At 64.7% G+C, this 15,476-nt stretch carries 16 protein-coding genes; 8 read left to right on the forward strand and 8 right to left on the reverse strand.

The window, feature by feature from the left end:
• Positions 1–270 precede the first annotated feature (270 nt).
• The 4 genes from aztD to aztB all read right to left on the reverse strand — a co-directional run bounded on the left by aztD (position 271) and on the right by aztB (position 4,593).
• Positions 271–1,464, reverse strand: a complete 1,194-nt coding sequence (gene aztD, locus EV641_RS24505; RefSeq protein WP_054717392.1) for a zinc metallochaperone AztD — start codon at positions 1,462–1,464, stop codon at positions 271–273.
• A 25-nt stretch (positions 1,465–1,489) separates the two neighbouring features.
• Complete coding sequence (aztC, locus tag EV641_RS24510; protein WP_347238250.1) at positions 1,490–2,404, reverse strand: zinc ABC transporter substrate-binding protein AztC; 915 nt, start codon at positions 2,402–2,404, stop codon at positions 1,490–1,492.
• Complete coding sequence (locus tag EV641_RS24515; protein ID WP_199233381.1) at positions 2,401–3,477, reverse strand: ABC transporter; 1,077 nt, start codon at positions 3,475–3,477, stop codon at positions 2,401–2,403. Before EV641_RS24515 ends, aztC begins: the two co-directional genes overlap by 4 nt.
• Positions 3,478–3,684: 207 nt before the next feature.
• The gene (gene aztB, locus EV641_RS24520; protein WP_132475305.1) at positions 3,685–4,593 is read right to left on the reverse strand and encodes a zinc ABC transporter permease AztB; all 909 of its coding nucleotides are present in this window, start codon (positions 4,591–4,593) and stop codon (positions 3,685–3,687) included.
• Positions 4,594–4,648: 55 nt separating this feature from the next.
• Here aztB and aztA point away from each other — a divergent pair, with 55 nt between their 5' ends.
• Positions 4,649–5,278: a zinc ABC transporter ATP-binding protein AztA gene (aztA, locus tag EV641_RS24525; RefSeq protein ID WP_132475308.1), complete on the forward strand. Its 630-nt coding sequence runs from the start codon at positions 4,649–4,651 to the stop codon at positions 5,276–5,278.
• A 55-nt stretch (positions 5,279–5,333) separates the two neighbouring features.
• Here aztA and EV641_RS24530 read toward each other — a convergent pair whose 3' ends face one another.
• Both EV641_RS24530 and EV641_RS24535 read right to left on the reverse strand, forming a co-directional pair.
• The gene (locus tag EV641_RS24530; protein ID WP_054717394.1) at positions 5,334–6,092 is read right to left on the reverse strand and encodes a PE-PPE domain-containing protein; all 759 of its coding nucleotides are present in this window, start codon (positions 6,090–6,092) and stop codon (positions 5,334–5,336) included.
• A gap of 105 nt (positions 6,093–6,197) precedes the next feature.
• Positions 6,198–6,866, reverse strand: coding sequence for an alpha-ketoglutarate-dependent dioxygenase AlkB (locus tag EV641_RS24535; protein ID WP_132475311.1), 669 nt, complete (start codon positions 6,864–6,866; stop codon positions 6,198–6,200).
• A 72-nt stretch (positions 6,867–6,938) separates the two neighbouring features.
• Between EV641_RS24535 and EV641_RS24540 the strand changes: the two genes are divergently transcribed.
• From EV641_RS24540 to EV641_RS24570, 7 genes are all read left to right on the forward strand, one after another.
• Complete coding sequence (locus EV641_RS24540) at positions 6,939–7,619, forward strand: TetR/AcrR family transcriptional regulator (protein WP_054718900.1); 681 nt, start codon at positions 6,939–6,941, stop codon at positions 7,617–7,619.
• Between the two features lie 36 nt (positions 7,620–7,655).
• Complete coding sequence (locus EV641_RS24545) at positions 7,656–8,159, forward strand: hypothetical protein (protein ID WP_132475314.1); 504 nt, start codon at positions 7,656–7,658, stop codon at positions 8,157–8,159.
• Positions 8,160–8,272: 113 nt separating this feature from the next.
• Positions 8,273–9,091 (forward strand): SDR family oxidoreductase, encoded by an 819-nt coding sequence (locus EV641_RS24550; RefSeq protein WP_132475317.1) that lies wholly within the window; start codon positions 8,273–8,275, stop codon positions 9,089–9,091.
• A 22-nt stretch (positions 9,092–9,113) separates the two neighbouring features.
• A complete protein-coding gene (locus EV641_RS24555; RefSeq protein WP_132475320.1) occupies positions 9,114–10,337 on the forward strand; it encodes an acyl-CoA dehydrogenase family protein in 1,224 nt (407 codons plus the stop codon).
• A complete protein-coding gene (locus EV641_RS24560; protein ID WP_054718889.1) occupies positions 10,334–11,116 on the forward strand; it encodes an SDR family oxidoreductase in 783 nt (260 codons plus the stop codon). Before EV641_RS24555 ends, EV641_RS24560 begins: the two co-directional genes overlap by 4 nt.
• A complete protein-coding gene (locus EV641_RS24565; RefSeq protein WP_132475323.1) occupies positions 11,109–12,143 on the forward strand; it encodes a phosphotransferase family protein in 1,035 nt (344 codons plus the stop codon). Before EV641_RS24560 ends, EV641_RS24565 begins: the two co-directional genes overlap by 8 nt.
• A gap of 35 nt (positions 12,144–12,178) precedes the next feature.
• Positions 12,179–13,162 (forward strand): NADPH:quinone oxidoreductase family protein, encoded by a 984-nt coding sequence (locus tag EV641_RS24570; protein ID WP_054714000.1) that lies wholly within the window; start codon positions 12,179–12,181, stop codon positions 13,160–13,162.
• Positions 13,163–13,224: 62 nt separating this feature from the next.
• On the opposite strand, the gene EV641_RS24575 is transcribed toward EV641_RS24570, so the two are convergent.
• Together EV641_RS24575 and EV641_RS24580 are read right to left on the reverse strand one after the other, a co-directional pair.
• Positions 13,225–14,661 (reverse strand): MFS transporter, encoded by a 1,437-nt coding sequence (locus EV641_RS24575; RefSeq protein WP_199233382.1) that lies wholly within the window; start codon positions 14,659–14,661, stop codon positions 13,225–13,227.
• A gap of 103 nt (positions 14,662–14,764) precedes the next feature.
• Positions 14,765–15,400, reverse strand: coding sequence for a TetR/AcrR family transcriptional regulator (locus tag EV641_RS24580; RefSeq protein ID WP_054714009.1), 636 nt, complete (start codon positions 15,398–15,400; stop codon positions 14,765–14,767).
• Positions 15,401–15,476: the final 76 nt, after the last annotated feature.

Consider the following 15,476-nt stretch of genomic DNA (forward strand, 5'->3'; position numbering starts at 1 on the left):
GGAATCAGTCTTCTTCCCTGCCATTGTTCAATGATCAAGTAGCACGGCATCAATCACGCGCAGCGACACACCCTATTACCGAAGCATCTTTAGGTTAGGTTTGCCAATGCTATTTATGAATGGCGTTCACTTTAGGATGTACGACTGCAGGACGCAAGGGTGAAGTTCATGCACATCCATTGCGCGGCAACGCACTGACATCCGGTCCCGGCAACAATGACGCACCGGCTGTGATGCGCGATCGCGCACACCACAGCCGGGTCGATCGAACTATGCGACAGCGACCTCGTTCGGCTGGTCCGGGAGCTCGGTGGATTTCACGATCACACCGCTCGTGAGATCGACGGCGTGAATGGTGTTGCTCGCAGGCTCGGTGACGTATCCGATATCGCCGTCGACCACGAGGGCCGGGTGCGGGTTCTGCCAATCGTCCGGCCCTTCCCACGGTGCGATCACGGGGTACTGGCCCCTCATCTCGCCTGTGGCCGGGTCCATGACATAGATGGATCCGTCGGTTGCGAGAACGTAGGCCTGGTCGTTCGGTCCGCGAGCGATGCCGCGCCAGGTGTACTCGATACCGTCGGGCAACTCGATCGCTTCGTACGTGTGCGCTTCGGTGTCGATCAAGGTCACCATGTTCAACAGGTAGCCCTCGGCGTCGGGGTCGTTCTTGTAGTCGCCGACGATGAGCGGGCTCGTTTCCGATACGTAGGCGTTGCCCATCCGTCCGTATTCGTCAGGAGCGGTGAGCTTCTCGAACGCGCCGTCATCGTAGAGAAGAGCCCCGTCCTCGCAACCGAAGACCACAGCCTCATCGGCTGCTGTTCCTTCCCCGTGGACGCCCGGGCATTCCTCGCTTCGCGCCACCTCGTTCGACTCCGTGTCGAGTGCCCGCACGCCGGTACGGCCGTCGGCGTTGCCGATGGTCGTGAGAAGCGTGCCGTCCTCGAGGACGATCGACACCCCGTGGTGGGCCTCATCGCCGGGGACCATCCGGGTCGAAGGCAACTCGTCGTTGTTCGTCAGCAGCGCGTCGGTGTCGAACACGACGGTGTTGCTGGTGCCGTCGTCGTAGAGGACGGTCTTGCCATGGTGGCGGACGACGTGCGCCGGAGTCTCGGCCTCGAAGACGAGATCGGTCAGTTCCGGTGTGGCGGTGTCGAGTACCTGGAAACCGCCGGTGGTCGTCACGAGAAGATGGCGGCCGTCGCCGACTGCATTGAGCCGGGTGAACTCTTCGGAGTCGAACTCGCCGAGAATCTCGAGGGTGTCCCCATCGAGTACTACCAGCCCGTTCTCGATCGCGACCGCAATGCCTCCATCGGTCGAGGCGTCAGCGGAGGGCGAAACGGTGGTCGGGTCGGTTACCGTCTGCTCATCCGAGCCGCTACATGCGGTGGCCAGCAATGCGGCGCCGACTGCAGCCGCAATTGCTCCTTTTCCGGGCACATGTCGTAGTCTCATCGATCTTCCTCTCGGTATACGGTTATCAGGGAGATAGCCCGGCGGTGATGCGCTCGGTGTTGGCGCGCATCATCTCCAGGTAGGTTTCGGCGCCTTGTCCGGGTTCGGTGAGCGACTCCGTGAACAGTTCGATCACGTCCACGTCGACGCCGGCTTCGTCGGCGAGGACCTGGACCAGGCGGTCGGGTTGTGACGATTCGGCGAAGATCGCCGGTACACCGGATTCGACGATGGCGGAAGAAAGTTCGCGCAGGTCGCTCGCGCTGGGCGACGCGAGCGTGGTACCCCCGGGGATGATCGCGCCCACAACACGGAAGTCGAATCGTTGAGCGAGATAACCGAAAACGTGGTGATTGGTCACCAGATTGCGCCGGTCTTCGGAAACGGAATCGAACGCCGCGATCATTTCCATGTCGAGTTCTTCGAGTTCCGCGCGGTAACGTTCGGCGTTCTCGTCGATCATCTCCTTGTCGATGCCGTCGATCGATACGAGCGCGGTTTCGAGTGCGTCCACAACGTCGCGCATGCGCGCAGGGTCGGTCCAGAAGTGCGGATCGGGTGTACTTCCATTCTCCTCGGAGTACGCCAGAACGTCGATGGTGTTACCTGCGACGAACGTGTCCGCGCCCGCATCGGCTGCGCGATCGAGGTGCTGCTGCAGCCCTTCTTCGAGGCCGAGCCCATTCGATACCACCAGATCGGCTCGACTCAGAAGGGTTGCTTCCTGTGCTGAGATCTCGAAGGAGTGGGGATCGGCATTGGGTTTCATGAGCGTGGTGACCTCGGCGGCATCACCCACAATGTTCTCCACGACGTCCCCGAGAATGTTGGTGGTCACGACGACCGTCGGCCGGTCCTCGTTCTCGCTTGCGCTTCCGCAGCCTGCGAGAGCGAGCATCCCTGCCAACGCCGCACCGACCAGACGGGTTCGTCGCATCATCGCCCCGTCTCCGCGAAGAAGGTCGGCGTGGTGGGCGTTTCGAGCATGCGGGCAAGCCGTGCGTTGTCGGCGTAAGCGATCTCGTAGACGACGCCTTCTGCCGGAGCGTTGAGATATGCACGCTGCCGGTCGACGGTCAGTTCGATGCTGTCGAGCAGTGCAGGATCTGCGAGGCTCCGAGCCAACAGTGGCTCGGTAGCTGCGACTTCATCACCCGAGCTGCCGTCGTAGACCCGAACGCGGCCACTTCGATCGAGGGCGACAATATGCTCGCCCGCATCATCTGCGGCCGACACTCGCAGGAGTGGCTCGGTGGTCGGGATCAGCTGCCAGGTGCGGGCACGGGTGTCCAGTAGCCAGATGCCGTCGTCGCCGGCCCGTGCGGCGACACTCGGGCGCCCTTTGCGATTGTCGAACTCCACCGCGGGCTGCGTGTGGGTCCCTTCCGGATAGGGGAGGTGCTCGAAGGTCACTTCACCGTCTCCCGCTGTCGCGAGTAGAGCGCCGGTGGCGCAACCGATCACGACTCCGACTCGGGTGGTGATGGTGCCCTGTGCGTCGGGGCATTCGACGCTCGACCCGTCGACGGGTGTCCCATCGGCGCGGTGGAAACGTACCTCCGTGGCCTGTCCTCGATCTCCTGCATGGGTGACCAGGGCCCCGCCTCCGAGGGGGACGGCAAGTCCTGAATGTTGTCCTGTTTCGATCCGGAACAGTTCGCGTATTTCCCCTTGCGAGAGGGCTTCGTTGTCCAACAGCACCGCCTCACCGGTGAGCGGGAAGAAGAGGCCGGTCCCGCCGATGGTCGAGGTGTTCGATGTCGAAACTGTCGCTGCGCCTTCGCCGGTGACCTTGCCGAGCAACTTCGGGTCCGCTCGGTAGTAGTGGAAGTGGTCGACGTGGTCCCAGGTCCACACACCGCTGTCGACGATGTCGACTCCCTGTGGCGTCGTCGAAAACAGGTATCGTCCGTCGGTTGCCACTGCGGACGGTGCGGAGATGGTGCCCAGCTCTGTGGTGGTGTCGTCGAGAAGATCGAGCATGCCAACGGCGCCCGCGGCGTCGATGCTCACCAGGTGCAGTGGTGGCTCGGCTACCTCTTCTGCTCCTGTGATCGCGCCGTGGCCGTCACCAGTGGGTTGACTGTCTTCCGGTATCGGAGGGGTCGAACCGGCTGTCTGTGTGGTGCAGGAAGACAGCGCGATAGCTGTGGTCGCGGCAAGTGCGGTCAGAATCCCGCGTCGTAACATCATCTGCTTTCTGATCGAGAAGTGTTCAGGTCAACGGGCTTCGGAGCGGATCGAGACCGGCGGTTCGTCTCCGGTATGCGTGAACTCCCCGGCCGCGTGCACGTCGCGGTCGTGGCGAGTGCGGAAGCGCTTGTGTGTGTTGCGAGTGATCGCGGACGCCAGGGCCAGCGAGACGGCGCAGAACGCGATCGAGGCGCCGGCCGCGGTTCCGGCGTGCCATGAGGCGAGGAGGCCGGAGGTGACGGCCGCGAACCCGAACGCCGTGGCGAGGAGCATCGTCGAGGGAATGCGTCCGGTCCACTGGTGCGCTGCGACGACCGGGCCGAGCAGCAGGGCCACAACGAGGAGCGTTCCGACCGCCTGGTACGACGCGACCACGGCGAGGGTGACAAGTGCAACCAGCATCACCTGTGCGAGCCGCGGGCGGAGACCGAGGGTGTGGGCGATGCGAGGGTCGAACGCGGAGGCGACGAAGGAACGGTGGAACGTGGTTGCAATACTGAGCGTAATCATGAGTGCGCATGCGAGGGTGACGATCTCCACAGCCCGGATTGCGAGAATGTCGCCGAACAGGATGGTCGTCGCATCGGTGGCGAAGCTACGCGAATGGGAGACGACGATGATGCCACTCGACAGCATCGCGACGAACAGTAGGCCGATGGTCGTGTCATACGACAGGCGGCCTCGCCGTTGCAGGGCGCCGATCGCTGCGCTCATGGCTCCGGCGCTGATCGCTCCGCCCGCCAGCACCGGCAGGCCCAGAACTGTAGCCAAGGCAACCCCGGGCAGCATTCCGTGGCCGATCGCTTCACCGAGAAAGGCCATGCCGCGGATGACGACCCAGGTGCCTACGACACCGCAGATGGCTGCGACGAGGGTACCGCCCAAAAGGGCGCGGACCATGAAGTCGGTGGTGAAGGGATCGCTCAGCCAGGACACGAGGCATGAGCGTAACTAGTAATGACAACGATTACCAATTGCTATAGTCGCATGAATGAATACTTCGACCTCTGCGTTGACAGCTCGATCCCTGAGCTACGCCTACGACGGGCGGGACGTCCTGCACGATGTCTCCGTGACGCTCCCTCGTGGAACTGTGACCGCAATCGCCGGACCCAACGGTTCAGGTAAGTCGACATTCGTCGAGTTGCTTGCGGGAGTTCGAACTCCACGTTGCGGAGAGATCTCACGATGCGGCGCGGTGGCGCTGGTCGTCCAACGGCCATCCGTCCCCGACACCCTGCCGGTGACCGTCTTCGATGTCGTCACCATGGGAACCTGGGCGCGACGACTGGGCCGCCGGAGTACTCGCAACGTGGTCGCCGAGGCGATCGAGAAAGTGGACCTCATCGGATTCGAGAAGCAGCCACTCGCCGCACTCTCCGGCGGGCAACGGCAGCGCGCCCTCCTCGCCCAGGGGATCGTGCAAGAGGCACCGATCCTGCTTCTCGACGAACCCGCTGCCGGGCTGGATTCGGCCAGTCGCCGACGCACGCGCGAGATCCTCGCCGAGTATGCGACTCGTTGGGGAGCGGCAGTTGCATGCGTAACCCACGATGACGAATCCATCGCGGCCGCAGATCGCGTGCTTCGGCTCGAATCAGGACGCGTAGTGGTGACTTGAAAGCGAGTGGTCGGTCTTCGCACTTGATGTTCGACGCCCTGGTTGTGCGCGCCCGTCAGGGTTGGTAGTCGGGGTATTTCGTGTGCAGTTCGAGATAGCCGGCGACGTTCGCCTCGAGCCAGTCGTCGCCGTCGCCGGGGGTTCGGCCGTCGCAGACCGCATCGCCTTCGATGCAGACTCGTTGGACGGGGATCTCACCGAATTCGCTGCGCGCGCCGCCGAGCGTCACGCCGGGGACGATGGGGCCGGGGAACAACGTCTCGACGCCCCGGGTGTCTCGGGGATCCGAGTACAGGATGCCGCTGATCCGGGCGGGTGGGACGGATCCGTCCTCCGCGATCTCGGCGAGGACGTCGCCGGCGATGGAGGCGCCCTGCGAGTAGCCGAGAATCAACAGATCAGTGTCGGGGCAGGTGCTGTGCCGGGCGGCGATGGTCTCGCGGAGACGCTCATGCCCGATCTGCTTGGACCTGTCGTAGGCGATGGCGCCGTCGTCGTCCAAGCCGTCGCCGTCGTCGTGCGAACCGGTACTGGGCATCGGTACGACCACCGCGGGGTAACGGATGTGTTCGACAACGGTGCCCGGGCCACGATGACGGTCGGAGATCTCTGCGAGTGGCGAATCCGGGTCGATCGAGTCCGGAGTGCTGAAGCCCTTGGTGCCGTCGACCGCGAGGACGTAGCGGTCGGGGCACGGACTCGTATCGTCGGCAGCAGCGGTGGGGGCGGTGACCAGCACGGCGCCTGCGGTGGTGATCAGTCCGGCGGCGAGCATGCAGAAAAGACGAGTGTGGGTACGAGTGGTCCGGGGCATGCGCGGTTCTCCTGGTCGGCCCCCGACAGGCGATGATCGAAGTCGATACTAGCGAACTCCCGGTCCGCGAGCCTGTCTACTTTGTCGCTTTCGGAGTGAAGGTGATCACAGTGCGCCAGGCGGTAGCCCCGTCATCCGCAGGGTGAGGTTGAGCCGGCCCTGCGTCATTCCGAGTTCGGGCGGGCAGGTGTCCGGAACTATCGACGGCACACCGTGATACGCAAACCTCGACGGTCCGCCGAACACGAAGAGATCCCCGGACTCGAGCCGTATGTCGGTGTAGGGCATGCCTCGCGTCTCGCAGTTTCCGAATCGGAAGACGCATGCGTCGCCGAGGCTCAGCGACACGATCGGCTCGGCGACGCGTTCGTCCTTGTCCTGATGCATTCCCATCCGGGAGTCGGCGTCGTAGAAGTTGATCAGGGCCGTGTCCGGTTCGTAGTCGTCGGCCGGGTGGGAGTACGTGTCGGCGACCGCTCTGCGGCCGAGGTCGGCGAGCCAGCGGGGTAGAGGTGCAACAGGTGCGTCGTCGACATCCACCGCCCTGCGCGTGTAGCGGTACGGAGACCAATGCCACCCCAGGCAGACGGTCTGCACCGACATCACCCCGCCTCCGGGGAGCGCGGTGTGTCGCATGGGCGCGGGGCCGCGCGCCCAGTCGCGGCACGCGTCGACCAGCCGTCGCTGCATCTCGCGGTCGAGCCACGCGGGCACATGCACCGCCCCGGGCGCGACCTCGTGACGTGCGCGGGGAAGCGGTAGCGGTTCGTTCACGGTCGCGGCTCCTCGATGTGCTCGTCGTCCACGGTGGTCAGCGGTCACGTGCCGATCACGTATAAATACAGAATGCCGAGCTCCGACACCGATGACACCTTCGACGACTCTCCTCCGTCGATGGCGCCGTCGTCGTTGCTGCGGGATCTACCGGTCACCGAGCGGGGGTTGCGGACGCGGTCGTCGTTGATCGCCGCTGCTCGGACGGTGTTCGAGAGCACCGGTTACCTCGATACCCGGCTCGTCGACATCACGAAGCATGCGAAGTGTTCGGCCGGCACGTTCTACACGTACTTCTCGAGTAAGGAAGAGATCTTCGCGGCGGTGCTGGAACTGGCGCAGGAGGACATGCTGCATCCGGGCATGCCGCGCGTGGCAGACGAGGACGATCCGGCCGCGGTCGTGGAGGCGAGCAACCGGGCGTATCTCGAGGCGTATCGGCGCAACGCAAAGCTGATGGGGCTGCTCGAGCAGGTCTCGCACATCGATCCGGTTATCCGCGAACTGCGTCAGAAGCGGGGCGACGCCTTCATTCGCCGCAACGCCCGCAGCATCGCGCATCTCCAGGACCGCGGTCTGGCCGATCGCGAAGTCGACGCGTTGCTGGCGTCGAGGGCGCTGTCGGGCATGATCAGCCGGCTTGCCTTCTCGCACTTCGTCGTCAACGAGGACGAGTCCGTGGACATGGACGCGCTCGTGTACACCGCGACCCGGCTGTGGGTCAATGCGCTGCGGATACCGCAGGGAACCTGACCCGTCCCGGGTGCTCGGTCGTCGTACGATGCGGGCATGACGACGACTCGCATCGCCGCCCTCGCTCTCCTTGCAGCCGCGGCCTGCGTTGCCTGTAGCCAGCAAGAAGTCACCGTGACCCGCAACGGCACCACCGTCTCGACGGTGGCAGATCCCGACGCGGCGGAGGGTATCGACCCGTGTGCCGCACTATCCCGCGAGACTCTCGACCTGTTGGGAGCGGGGGAGGCGATGCCGCGCGAGTTGTCGGCCGAGCCGGGATGCGAGTGGTCCGGGGTGAACTCGTACATCACGCCCTCGGCGACGTTGTGGGTGTCCGGGAGATCCGAGCCCGAGAATGTCTGGGAGACCACAACCGTCGCGGGTGTCGAGGTCGAGATCTGGACCCTCACCCCGGAGATGGGTAGGTACATCGCCCGTTTCGACGACCTCACGTTGTCGCTGAACTATCTGCGCGCACGAAGTGAGGTTCCCGCGGGCGAGGCCTTGGACCTGCTGATGGCCGACGTGCTTCGCGCGTACGGACGCGCCGAGACGTAGGAGTCCTCCGCGGGTCGTGCGGCATTGCGGACCCGTGCGACCGCGACAGTTGAAGTTGACGCCGTATTCAACTTATAGTGCGGGGACGAGGAGCACGGCTGTCGGGAGGCAAAGTGGACGTTGCAGGGAAAGTCGCCATCGTGACCGGCGGGGGGAGCGGGATCGGTGACGCCCTTGCTGCCTGCCTCGCACACGCGGGAGCCCGTGTCGTGGTGGTCGACCTCGACGCTTCCGCTGCCGAGAAGACGGTCGCGCGCATCCTGGCGGAACACCCCGACAGTGCCGTCGCCGCCGGTGCCGATGCATCCGATGCCACCGCGATCGCGCGGGTCATCGAGATCGCCGAAACCCGCTTCGGGCCGGTCGATCTGTACTTCGCGAACGCCGGAATCACCGGCATGCACGGACTCGACCTCGACGACGCCCAGTGGGAGAGCATCTTCGACGTCAACCTCCGGGCGCACATCCGCGCCGCGAAATTTCTCGTCCCGGGATGGGTCGAGCGTGGTGAAGGGTACTTCGTGAGCACCGCGTCCGCGGCAGGTCTACTCACCCAGATCGGTGCGGCAGGATATTCCGTCACCAAGCACGCCGCCGTCGGATTCGCAGAATGGCTGTCGGTGACCTACGGCGACCAGGGCGTCCGCGTCAGCTGTATCTGCCCGATGGGTGTCAACACGCCATTGCTGTACGCAGGCAGCAACTCCGGAGAGTCGCTCGGAGACCTCGGCACCCGAGCCGTGACGTCCTCCGCGGCCGTGCTGGAACCCGCCGACGTCGCCGAGATCGTGCTCGACGGAATCCGGGAAGAGCAGTTCCTGATTCTTCCGCACCCGGAGGTACTCCAGATGTACCGGAACAAGGGTGCCGATTACGACCGGTGGTTGCGCGGAATGCGGCGCTACCAGCGATCTCTGATGTCCGAGTCCTGATCAACTCTTCGAGGAGCTTGTCGTGTCTTTGTTCGACCTGTCACCGCGCGCCGAAAAATATCGGGCGGACCTGCTGGATTTCATGGATTCCCACGTCTACCCGGCCGAGGCCGTCTATCACCGCCAGATGGAGGAAGCGGGAGATCCGCACTTCCACCCGCCCATCATGGAGGAACTCAAGGCGGAAGCGCGTTCGCGCGGTTTGTGGAACCTTTTCCATCCGCATCCGGAGTGGGGCCCGGGGCTCACCAATCTCGAGTATGCGCCCCTCGCGGAGATCATGGGCCGGAGCCCATTGGCGTCGGAGGCCTGCAACTGCGCCGCACCGGACACCGGCAACATGGAGGTGTTCACACTATTCGGAACAGAGGAACACAAAGAGAAGTACCTGAAGCCGTTGCTCGACGGCACTATTCGCTCGGCCTTCGCGATGACCGAGCCCGACGTCGCGAGTTCGGATGCCACCAACATCGAGATGTCGATGGTTCGTGACGGCGACGACTACATCCTCAATGGGCGTAAGTGGTTCGCATCCAACGCGATGCACAAGAACTGCAAGGTGCTCATCGTGATGGGCAAGACCGACCCCACCGCGGCCCCTCACAGGCAGCAGTCGATGATGGTCGTCCCCATCGACGCCCCCGGTGTCACCGTGGTGCGCAACCTGCCGGTCTTCGGCTACCACGACCGCGAAGGCCACGCCGAGATCCTGTTCGAGGATGTGCGCGTGCCGTCGAAGGATGTTCTCGCGGGTGAGGGCGAAGGCTTCGCGATCAGCCAGGCGCGTCTCGGGCCCGGGCGCATCCACCACTGCATGCGCGCGATCGGCGTGTCCGAACGCGCCCTCGAACTGCTGTGCCGACGTGCACAATCGCGCGTCACATTCGGCAGGCCCGTCGCTGACAACGCCAACATCCAGGACTGGATCGCCGAGGCCCGCATCGAGATCGAGATGATCCGCCTTCTCACCCTCAAGACCGCGTATCTGATGGATACCGTCGGCAACAAGGAGGCGCGCACCGAGATCGCGGCGATCAAGGTCGCCGGACCGAATATTGCACTGAAGATCGTCGACCGGGCGATCCAGGTCCACGGTGGTGGCGGAGTCACCGACGACTTCCCACTCGCCATGGCGTACGCGCATCTGCGCACACTGCGTTTGGCCGACGGTCCCGACGAGGTGCACAAGCGCGCGATCGCCAAGCAGGAACTGCGCAAGTACCGAGACCTACGGCCTACGTCATGACGGGGTTCGATCTGACGGGCAAGACCGCGATCGTCACCGGCGGCTCCCGCGGTATCGGACTGGAGACTGCCCGCGGTCTCGCACAGGCGGGAGCGAATGTCGTCGTGACCTCACGCAGCCAGGAATCGGCGGATGCCGCCGCGGCCGACATCGGCCCGGCTGCACTCGGTGTGGGAGCACATGCCGTCGACGAGGACGCTGCGCGGAGTTGCATTGCCCTGACTCTCGAGAAGTTCGGCCGCATAGACATTCTCGTCAACAACGCAGGCACCAATCCGTCGTACGGCCCACTGATCGAGCAGGACCATGCGCGGTTCGCGAAGACATTCGACGTGAACGTGTGGGGTCCGGTGTTGTGGTCGTCGTTGGTGGTGAAAGCGTGGATGGGTGATCACGGCGGCAGCATCGTCAACACCGCGTCGATCGGTGGCATGAAGTTCGAAGCGAACATCGGGGTGTACAACGCGTCGAAGGCCGCGCTGATCCACCTCACCAAACAGCTCGCGCTCGAGTTGTCGCCGATGGTCCGCGTCAATGCCGTGGCACCCGGTGTCGTGAGAACCAAGCTGGCCGAAGCACTGTGGAAGGACCACGAGCCCCGGGTCGCGGCCTCCACCCCGCTCGGGCGCATCGGTGAACCTATCGACGTCGCCTCGGCTGTGCATTATCTCGTCTCCGATGCAGCGCAGTGGATCACCGGTGAGGTGATGGTGATCGACGGTGGCCGGTTGCTCGGCAACGCGCAGTCGTTCCGGCAGGGAAGTGCACACGATGTCTGACACCGCGGTGGTCGGGATCGCGACCGAAGCGGTCACGGCGTGGGTCGCCGGCATCGTGCCGGAGTTCGCGGGGCCGCTGACGTTCGAGCGGATCGGGCTGGGGCAATCCAACCTGACCTACCTGATCAGCGACGCATCCGGCCGGCGGTGGGTGCTGCGCCGGCCGCCCCTGGGTGCGCTGCTCGCCTCCGCACACGATGTTGCGCGGGAAGCCCGGATCCTCTCGGCCCTCGAGCGCTCGGCCGTTCCGGTACCGCGCGTGCTTGCGGTGACCGACGACCCGTCGGTCACCGATGCGCCGCTCGTCCTGATGGAATTCGTCGACGGGCTCGTCGTCGATCGGATGACCGTGGCCGAGAAACTCACGCCCGGGCAGCGACGCGCGATCGGGATCCGGCTGCCGCGAACACTCGCGGCGATCCACGCCGTCGACCTTGCCGAGGTGGGACTGGCGGATCTCGCGAGCCACAAGCCCTACGCCCAGCGCCAGCTCACCCGGTGGTCGGGTCAATGGGAACGCTCCAAGACGCGGGAGATACCCGATCTCGACGATCTCACTCGACGGTTGCTGGCCAACATCCCGGAGCAGCGGGAAGTAACACTCGTGCACGGCGACTTCCACCTGCGAAACCTCATCACCGCACCGGAGAACGGTGATGTGCGAGCTGTCCTCGACTGGGAGTTGTCCACGCTCGGAGAACCCTTGGCGGACATGGGAAGCACGCTCGCATATTGGAGCGAACCGGGCGAGCGCACCTCGGGGGATTTCCCGGCAACCCAGCTCGACGGCTTCCCGAACCGCGCCGAACTCGTGGAGATGTATCTTGCCGAGACCGGCCGGGACCCAGCCGCACTGAAATTCTGGCATGCGCTCGGTCTGTGGAAAGTAGCCATCATCGCCGAAGGTGTGATGAGACGCGCCCGCGACGACCCGCGCAACAAGGCAGCCGCCAGCACACCGACCGTGGAGCGCATCGACGCACTCGTCGGCGCCGCCCGGGCGGTGGCCGCCGATGCCGGAATCTGACCGACCGACACCACTGAACTGAAGGCTGTGATTGCGTGAAAGCATGGCGTGTACACGAACTCGGTGAGCCTCGAGATGTGCTCCGATTCGAGGAGATCGACGACCCGGTGGCCGGGCCAGGGCAGTTGCTCGTCCGTACCCTGGCGGCGCCCGCGAACTTCCCCGACGTGCTGTTGTGCCGGGGAAAGTACCAGGTGAGGCCTTCGCTGCCCTTCACCCCGGGCGTCGAACTGTGCGGCGAGGTCGTCTCCGTCGGAGAGGGCGTCACCCGTTTCTCCTTGGGCGACAGGGTGATCGGAAATCCGAATCTGCCTCTCGGCGCGTTCGCCGAGCGCACCCTGATGGACGAGGCAAACGCCTTCGCTGCGCCGGCGTCGCTTGACGATGCCGAGGCATCCGCGCTGTTCATCGGCTATCAGACCGCGTGGTTCGCGTTGCATCGCCGAACGCAACTGCTCGAGGGGGAGACCCTTCTCGTGCACGCTGCTGCGGGAGGTGTCGGCAGCGCTGCAGTACAGCTCGGGAAGGCGGCCGGTGCGCGCGTCATCGGTGTGGTGGGCGGACCGGAGAAGGCCGAGTACTGCACGCGACTCGGTGCTGATCTTGTGATCGACCGGCACACGGACGATTTCGTGCCTCTGGTCAAGGAGTTCACCGGCGGCAAGGGCGCGGACGTCGTGTTCGATCCCGTAGGCGGCGATGCCTACGCCGGGTCGACGAAATGCATCGCGTTCGAGGGGCGGATCGTGATCATCGGGTTCGCGGGCGGAACAATCCCTACCCCGGGCCTCAATCACGCACTGATCAAGAATTATTCGATCATCGGACTGCACTGGGGTCTCTACAAGGAGTACAACCGCTCGGTGATCGAAGAATGCCACACCGAACTCGCAGCACTCGCGGCGTCGGGGGCGATCGCTCCTCTCGTCAGCGAGCGGTTGTCGCTGCCGGAGGTCGCGGACGGAATTGCGCGGCTGGGTGAGGGAACGACCGTGGGCAGGGTCGTATTCGTGCCGTAGCCGCACGCCACGATGCAGGATCGGCCGACGGTTCGAGACCGTCGGCCGATTCTGTCTGCTCGTCAGTTCTTGGCGTACTTGATTCCGAGCGTGAGCGCGATCGTGATGGCGCACATGACCACGAGCAATGCACAGACGGCACCGAGAGCGGCCACCGTCGGGGTCGACGTCCCGGGGACCACCAGGGTGGCGAGCAGGACGGTCGTGATCGACGTTCCGACCGCCATCGCCGCGGTGCGCACGACCGACTGGCTTCCGGTGATTTCGCTGGTGTTGTGCTCGGGTACGAACTCGACCAGCAGGTTCGGCAGAGCGGTATAGGCGAAGGCGGTCGCGATGGACACGGTGACGACCAGCGCGGTCATACCGACCACGGAACCACGGAATACGAAGAATGCGGCACACGCGATCATGAACAGAGTGGTGCCGAGCAGCAACGATGCCCGCGCGCCGACTGCCGCAGCAATCTTGCCTGCGAGTGGGGTGAAGAGCATTCCGATCATCGCGCCGATGAACGAGAGCATCCCGGCGTGGGTCGCCGTGAGACCGAGCCCGAACGGCGCCGTGGTCGGGGTCTGCATGATGATCGGGATGAGCATGGTCGTCACGCCGATCGGGCCGATACCCAGCGCGATCGTGGCGAGCATGGTGAACGAGACGTTGCGTTCGGCGAGCAGGCGAAGGTTGATGATCGGGGACTCGCGGCTCAGTTCCCAGCGCACCCACCAGGTGAAGATCGCGATTCCGGCCACAAGGAGACCGAGCACTCGGGTATCGCCCCAGCCCCAGGACTTGCCCTGGGTGAGGGCCAGCAGGATGGCGGTCACCGAGATCGCGAGGCCGACCGCGCCGACGAAGTCGACCTGCTGACGTTCGGTATCGCGGTGACGCCACGGCAGCACGGCTTCGACGAGGACGACGCACCCGATGGCATAGACGGCGGTGACGACGAACATGTACCGCCAGTCGCCGAGATCGATGAGCACGCCTGCCACCAGGAGCGAGGCGGCACCGGCTGCTACTGCGGACCCGGCGATCAGCGCGATCGCCATCGGCACCTTCTTCGCCGGGAGGTGTTCACGGGCGAGTCCGATACACAGCGGCAGAATCGCACCCGCGACACCCTGGATCGCGCGTCCGATGATGATCGCCCAGAGTGAGCCGAAGGCCATGCTGATGATGGATCCGACCGCTGCGCAGATCAGGACGACGATCAGGACGCGTTCTCGGCCGTACATGTCGCCGAGGCGGCCGCACACCGCGGCCGAGGCTGCGGCCACCAGCAGGAAGGCCGTCACCGTCCATCCGACCGATGCTGCGTTCGTGTCGAAGACCTGTGTGAAGGTCGGGAGCGCGGCGTACATCATCGATGTCTCGAATGCACTGATGATCTCCACGGCGATCAGCACGGACACGATCAACCAGACCGGCCTGGTTCGTTCGTATCGCCGTTGTGCGCGTGTCGACCGGGGCCGGTCGGGTATCACCGATGTACTCATGCGAGCTCCTGAATTCCGTGAGGCTTCGAGGAAGCACGGTATGGTTGTGCGCGTGGTCACATCGGCTGGATACCGGTGAGTGGGACGTTCGGCCGGGTCTATGTCAGGTCTGTGTCCGCGACCTGTCGTCCACTGTGATCGCCCTGGTCAGTGACTCGGCAGCGAATCGGGTGAGTTCTGTGTGGTCGAGATCGGCTGCCCAGTTGTGGACGATGGTGTCGGCTACACCCTGGAGGGCGGACAGAACGAAGGGGAGCATCGACGGGTCGTCCCGGAGGACGCGGCCTTCGGCTTCCGCGGCTTCTGTGAGTGCGGCATGGAGTTCGGTGTTGTACTCCCGCGCGGTCCGCCGCACCTCTCGTACCGACTCGCGTTCGGCGCGGTTGTCGCCTTCGATGTCGCGCCAGGTGGCGGTGAAGCGGCCGACTCGGCCCCACTGACGCGTCGACTCGGGGAGGACCGCCGCCAGCAGGGCGGCGACTCCCCGGTCGCGGGGAATAGTTGCTACGAACGAACGGGACTCGATCTGGCTCTCGTTGAGCAGTGAGGTGAAGATGTCCTGTTTGTCGGTGAAGTACTGGTAGATCAGTCCGACGCTGGTTCCGGAGCGTTTCGCGACCGAGCGGATCGTCAGCGCTGCGTACCCGCCCTCGTCGAGCAGGGCTGCGGCCGCATCGAGTGTGCGGCGACGCCGGGCCTCCGCGTCTCCGTAAATCGATCTCTTGCTCGATTCGCCCATCGTCCCACCGTAGCCGGGGTGTCGTAATTGCCGATGCCCGCATCGGCGTGGCGCTGCCGAATGAGATCGAACATTG

Source organism: Rhodococcus sp. SMB37 (assembly GCF_004345605.1).
Classification (GTDB): Bacteria; Actinomycetota; Actinomycetes; order Mycobacteriales; family Mycobacteriaceae; genus Rhodococcus.

Bases quoted from the DNA above. Each gene is read 5' to 3' on its own strand.
- EV641_RS24565 (WP_132475323.1), top strand. From the start codon at position 11,109: ATGTCTGACACCGCGGTGGTCGGGATCGCGACCGAAGCGGTCACGGCG.
- EV641_RS24575 (WP_199233382.1), bottom strand. From the start codon at position 14,661: ATGAGTACATCGGTGATACCCGACCGGCCCCGGTCGACACGCGCACAA.
- EV641_RS24580 (WP_054714009.1), bottom strand. From the start codon at position 15,400: ATGGGCGAATCGAGCAAGAGATCGATTTACGGAGACGCGGAGGCCCGG.
- EV641_RS24545 (WP_132475314.1), top strand. From the start codon at position 7,656: ATGACGACGACTCGCATCGCCGCCCTCGCTCTCCTTGCAGCCGCGGCC.
- aztA (WP_132475308.1), top strand. From the start codon at position 4,649: ATGAATACTTCGACCTCTGCGTTGACAGCTCGATCCCTGAGCTACGCC.
- aztD (WP_054717392.1), bottom strand. From the start codon at position 1,464: ATGAGACTACGACATGTGCCCGGAAAAGGAGCAATTGCGGCTGCAGTC.
- EV641_RS24560 (WP_054718889.1), top strand. From the start codon at position 10,334: ATGACGGGGTTCGATCTGACGGGCAAGACCGCGATCGTCACCGGCGGC.
- aztC (WP_347238250.1), bottom strand. From the start codon at position 2,404: ATGATGCGACGAACCCGTCTGGTCGGTGCGGCGTTGGCAGGGATGCTC.
- EV641_RS24530 (WP_054717394.1), bottom strand. From the start codon at position 6,092: ATGCCCCGGACCACTCGTACCCACACTCGTCTTTTCTGCATGCTCGCC.
- EV641_RS24540 (WP_054718900.1), top strand. From the start codon at position 6,939: ATGCCGAGCTCCGACACCGATGACACCTTCGACGACTCTCCTCCGTCG.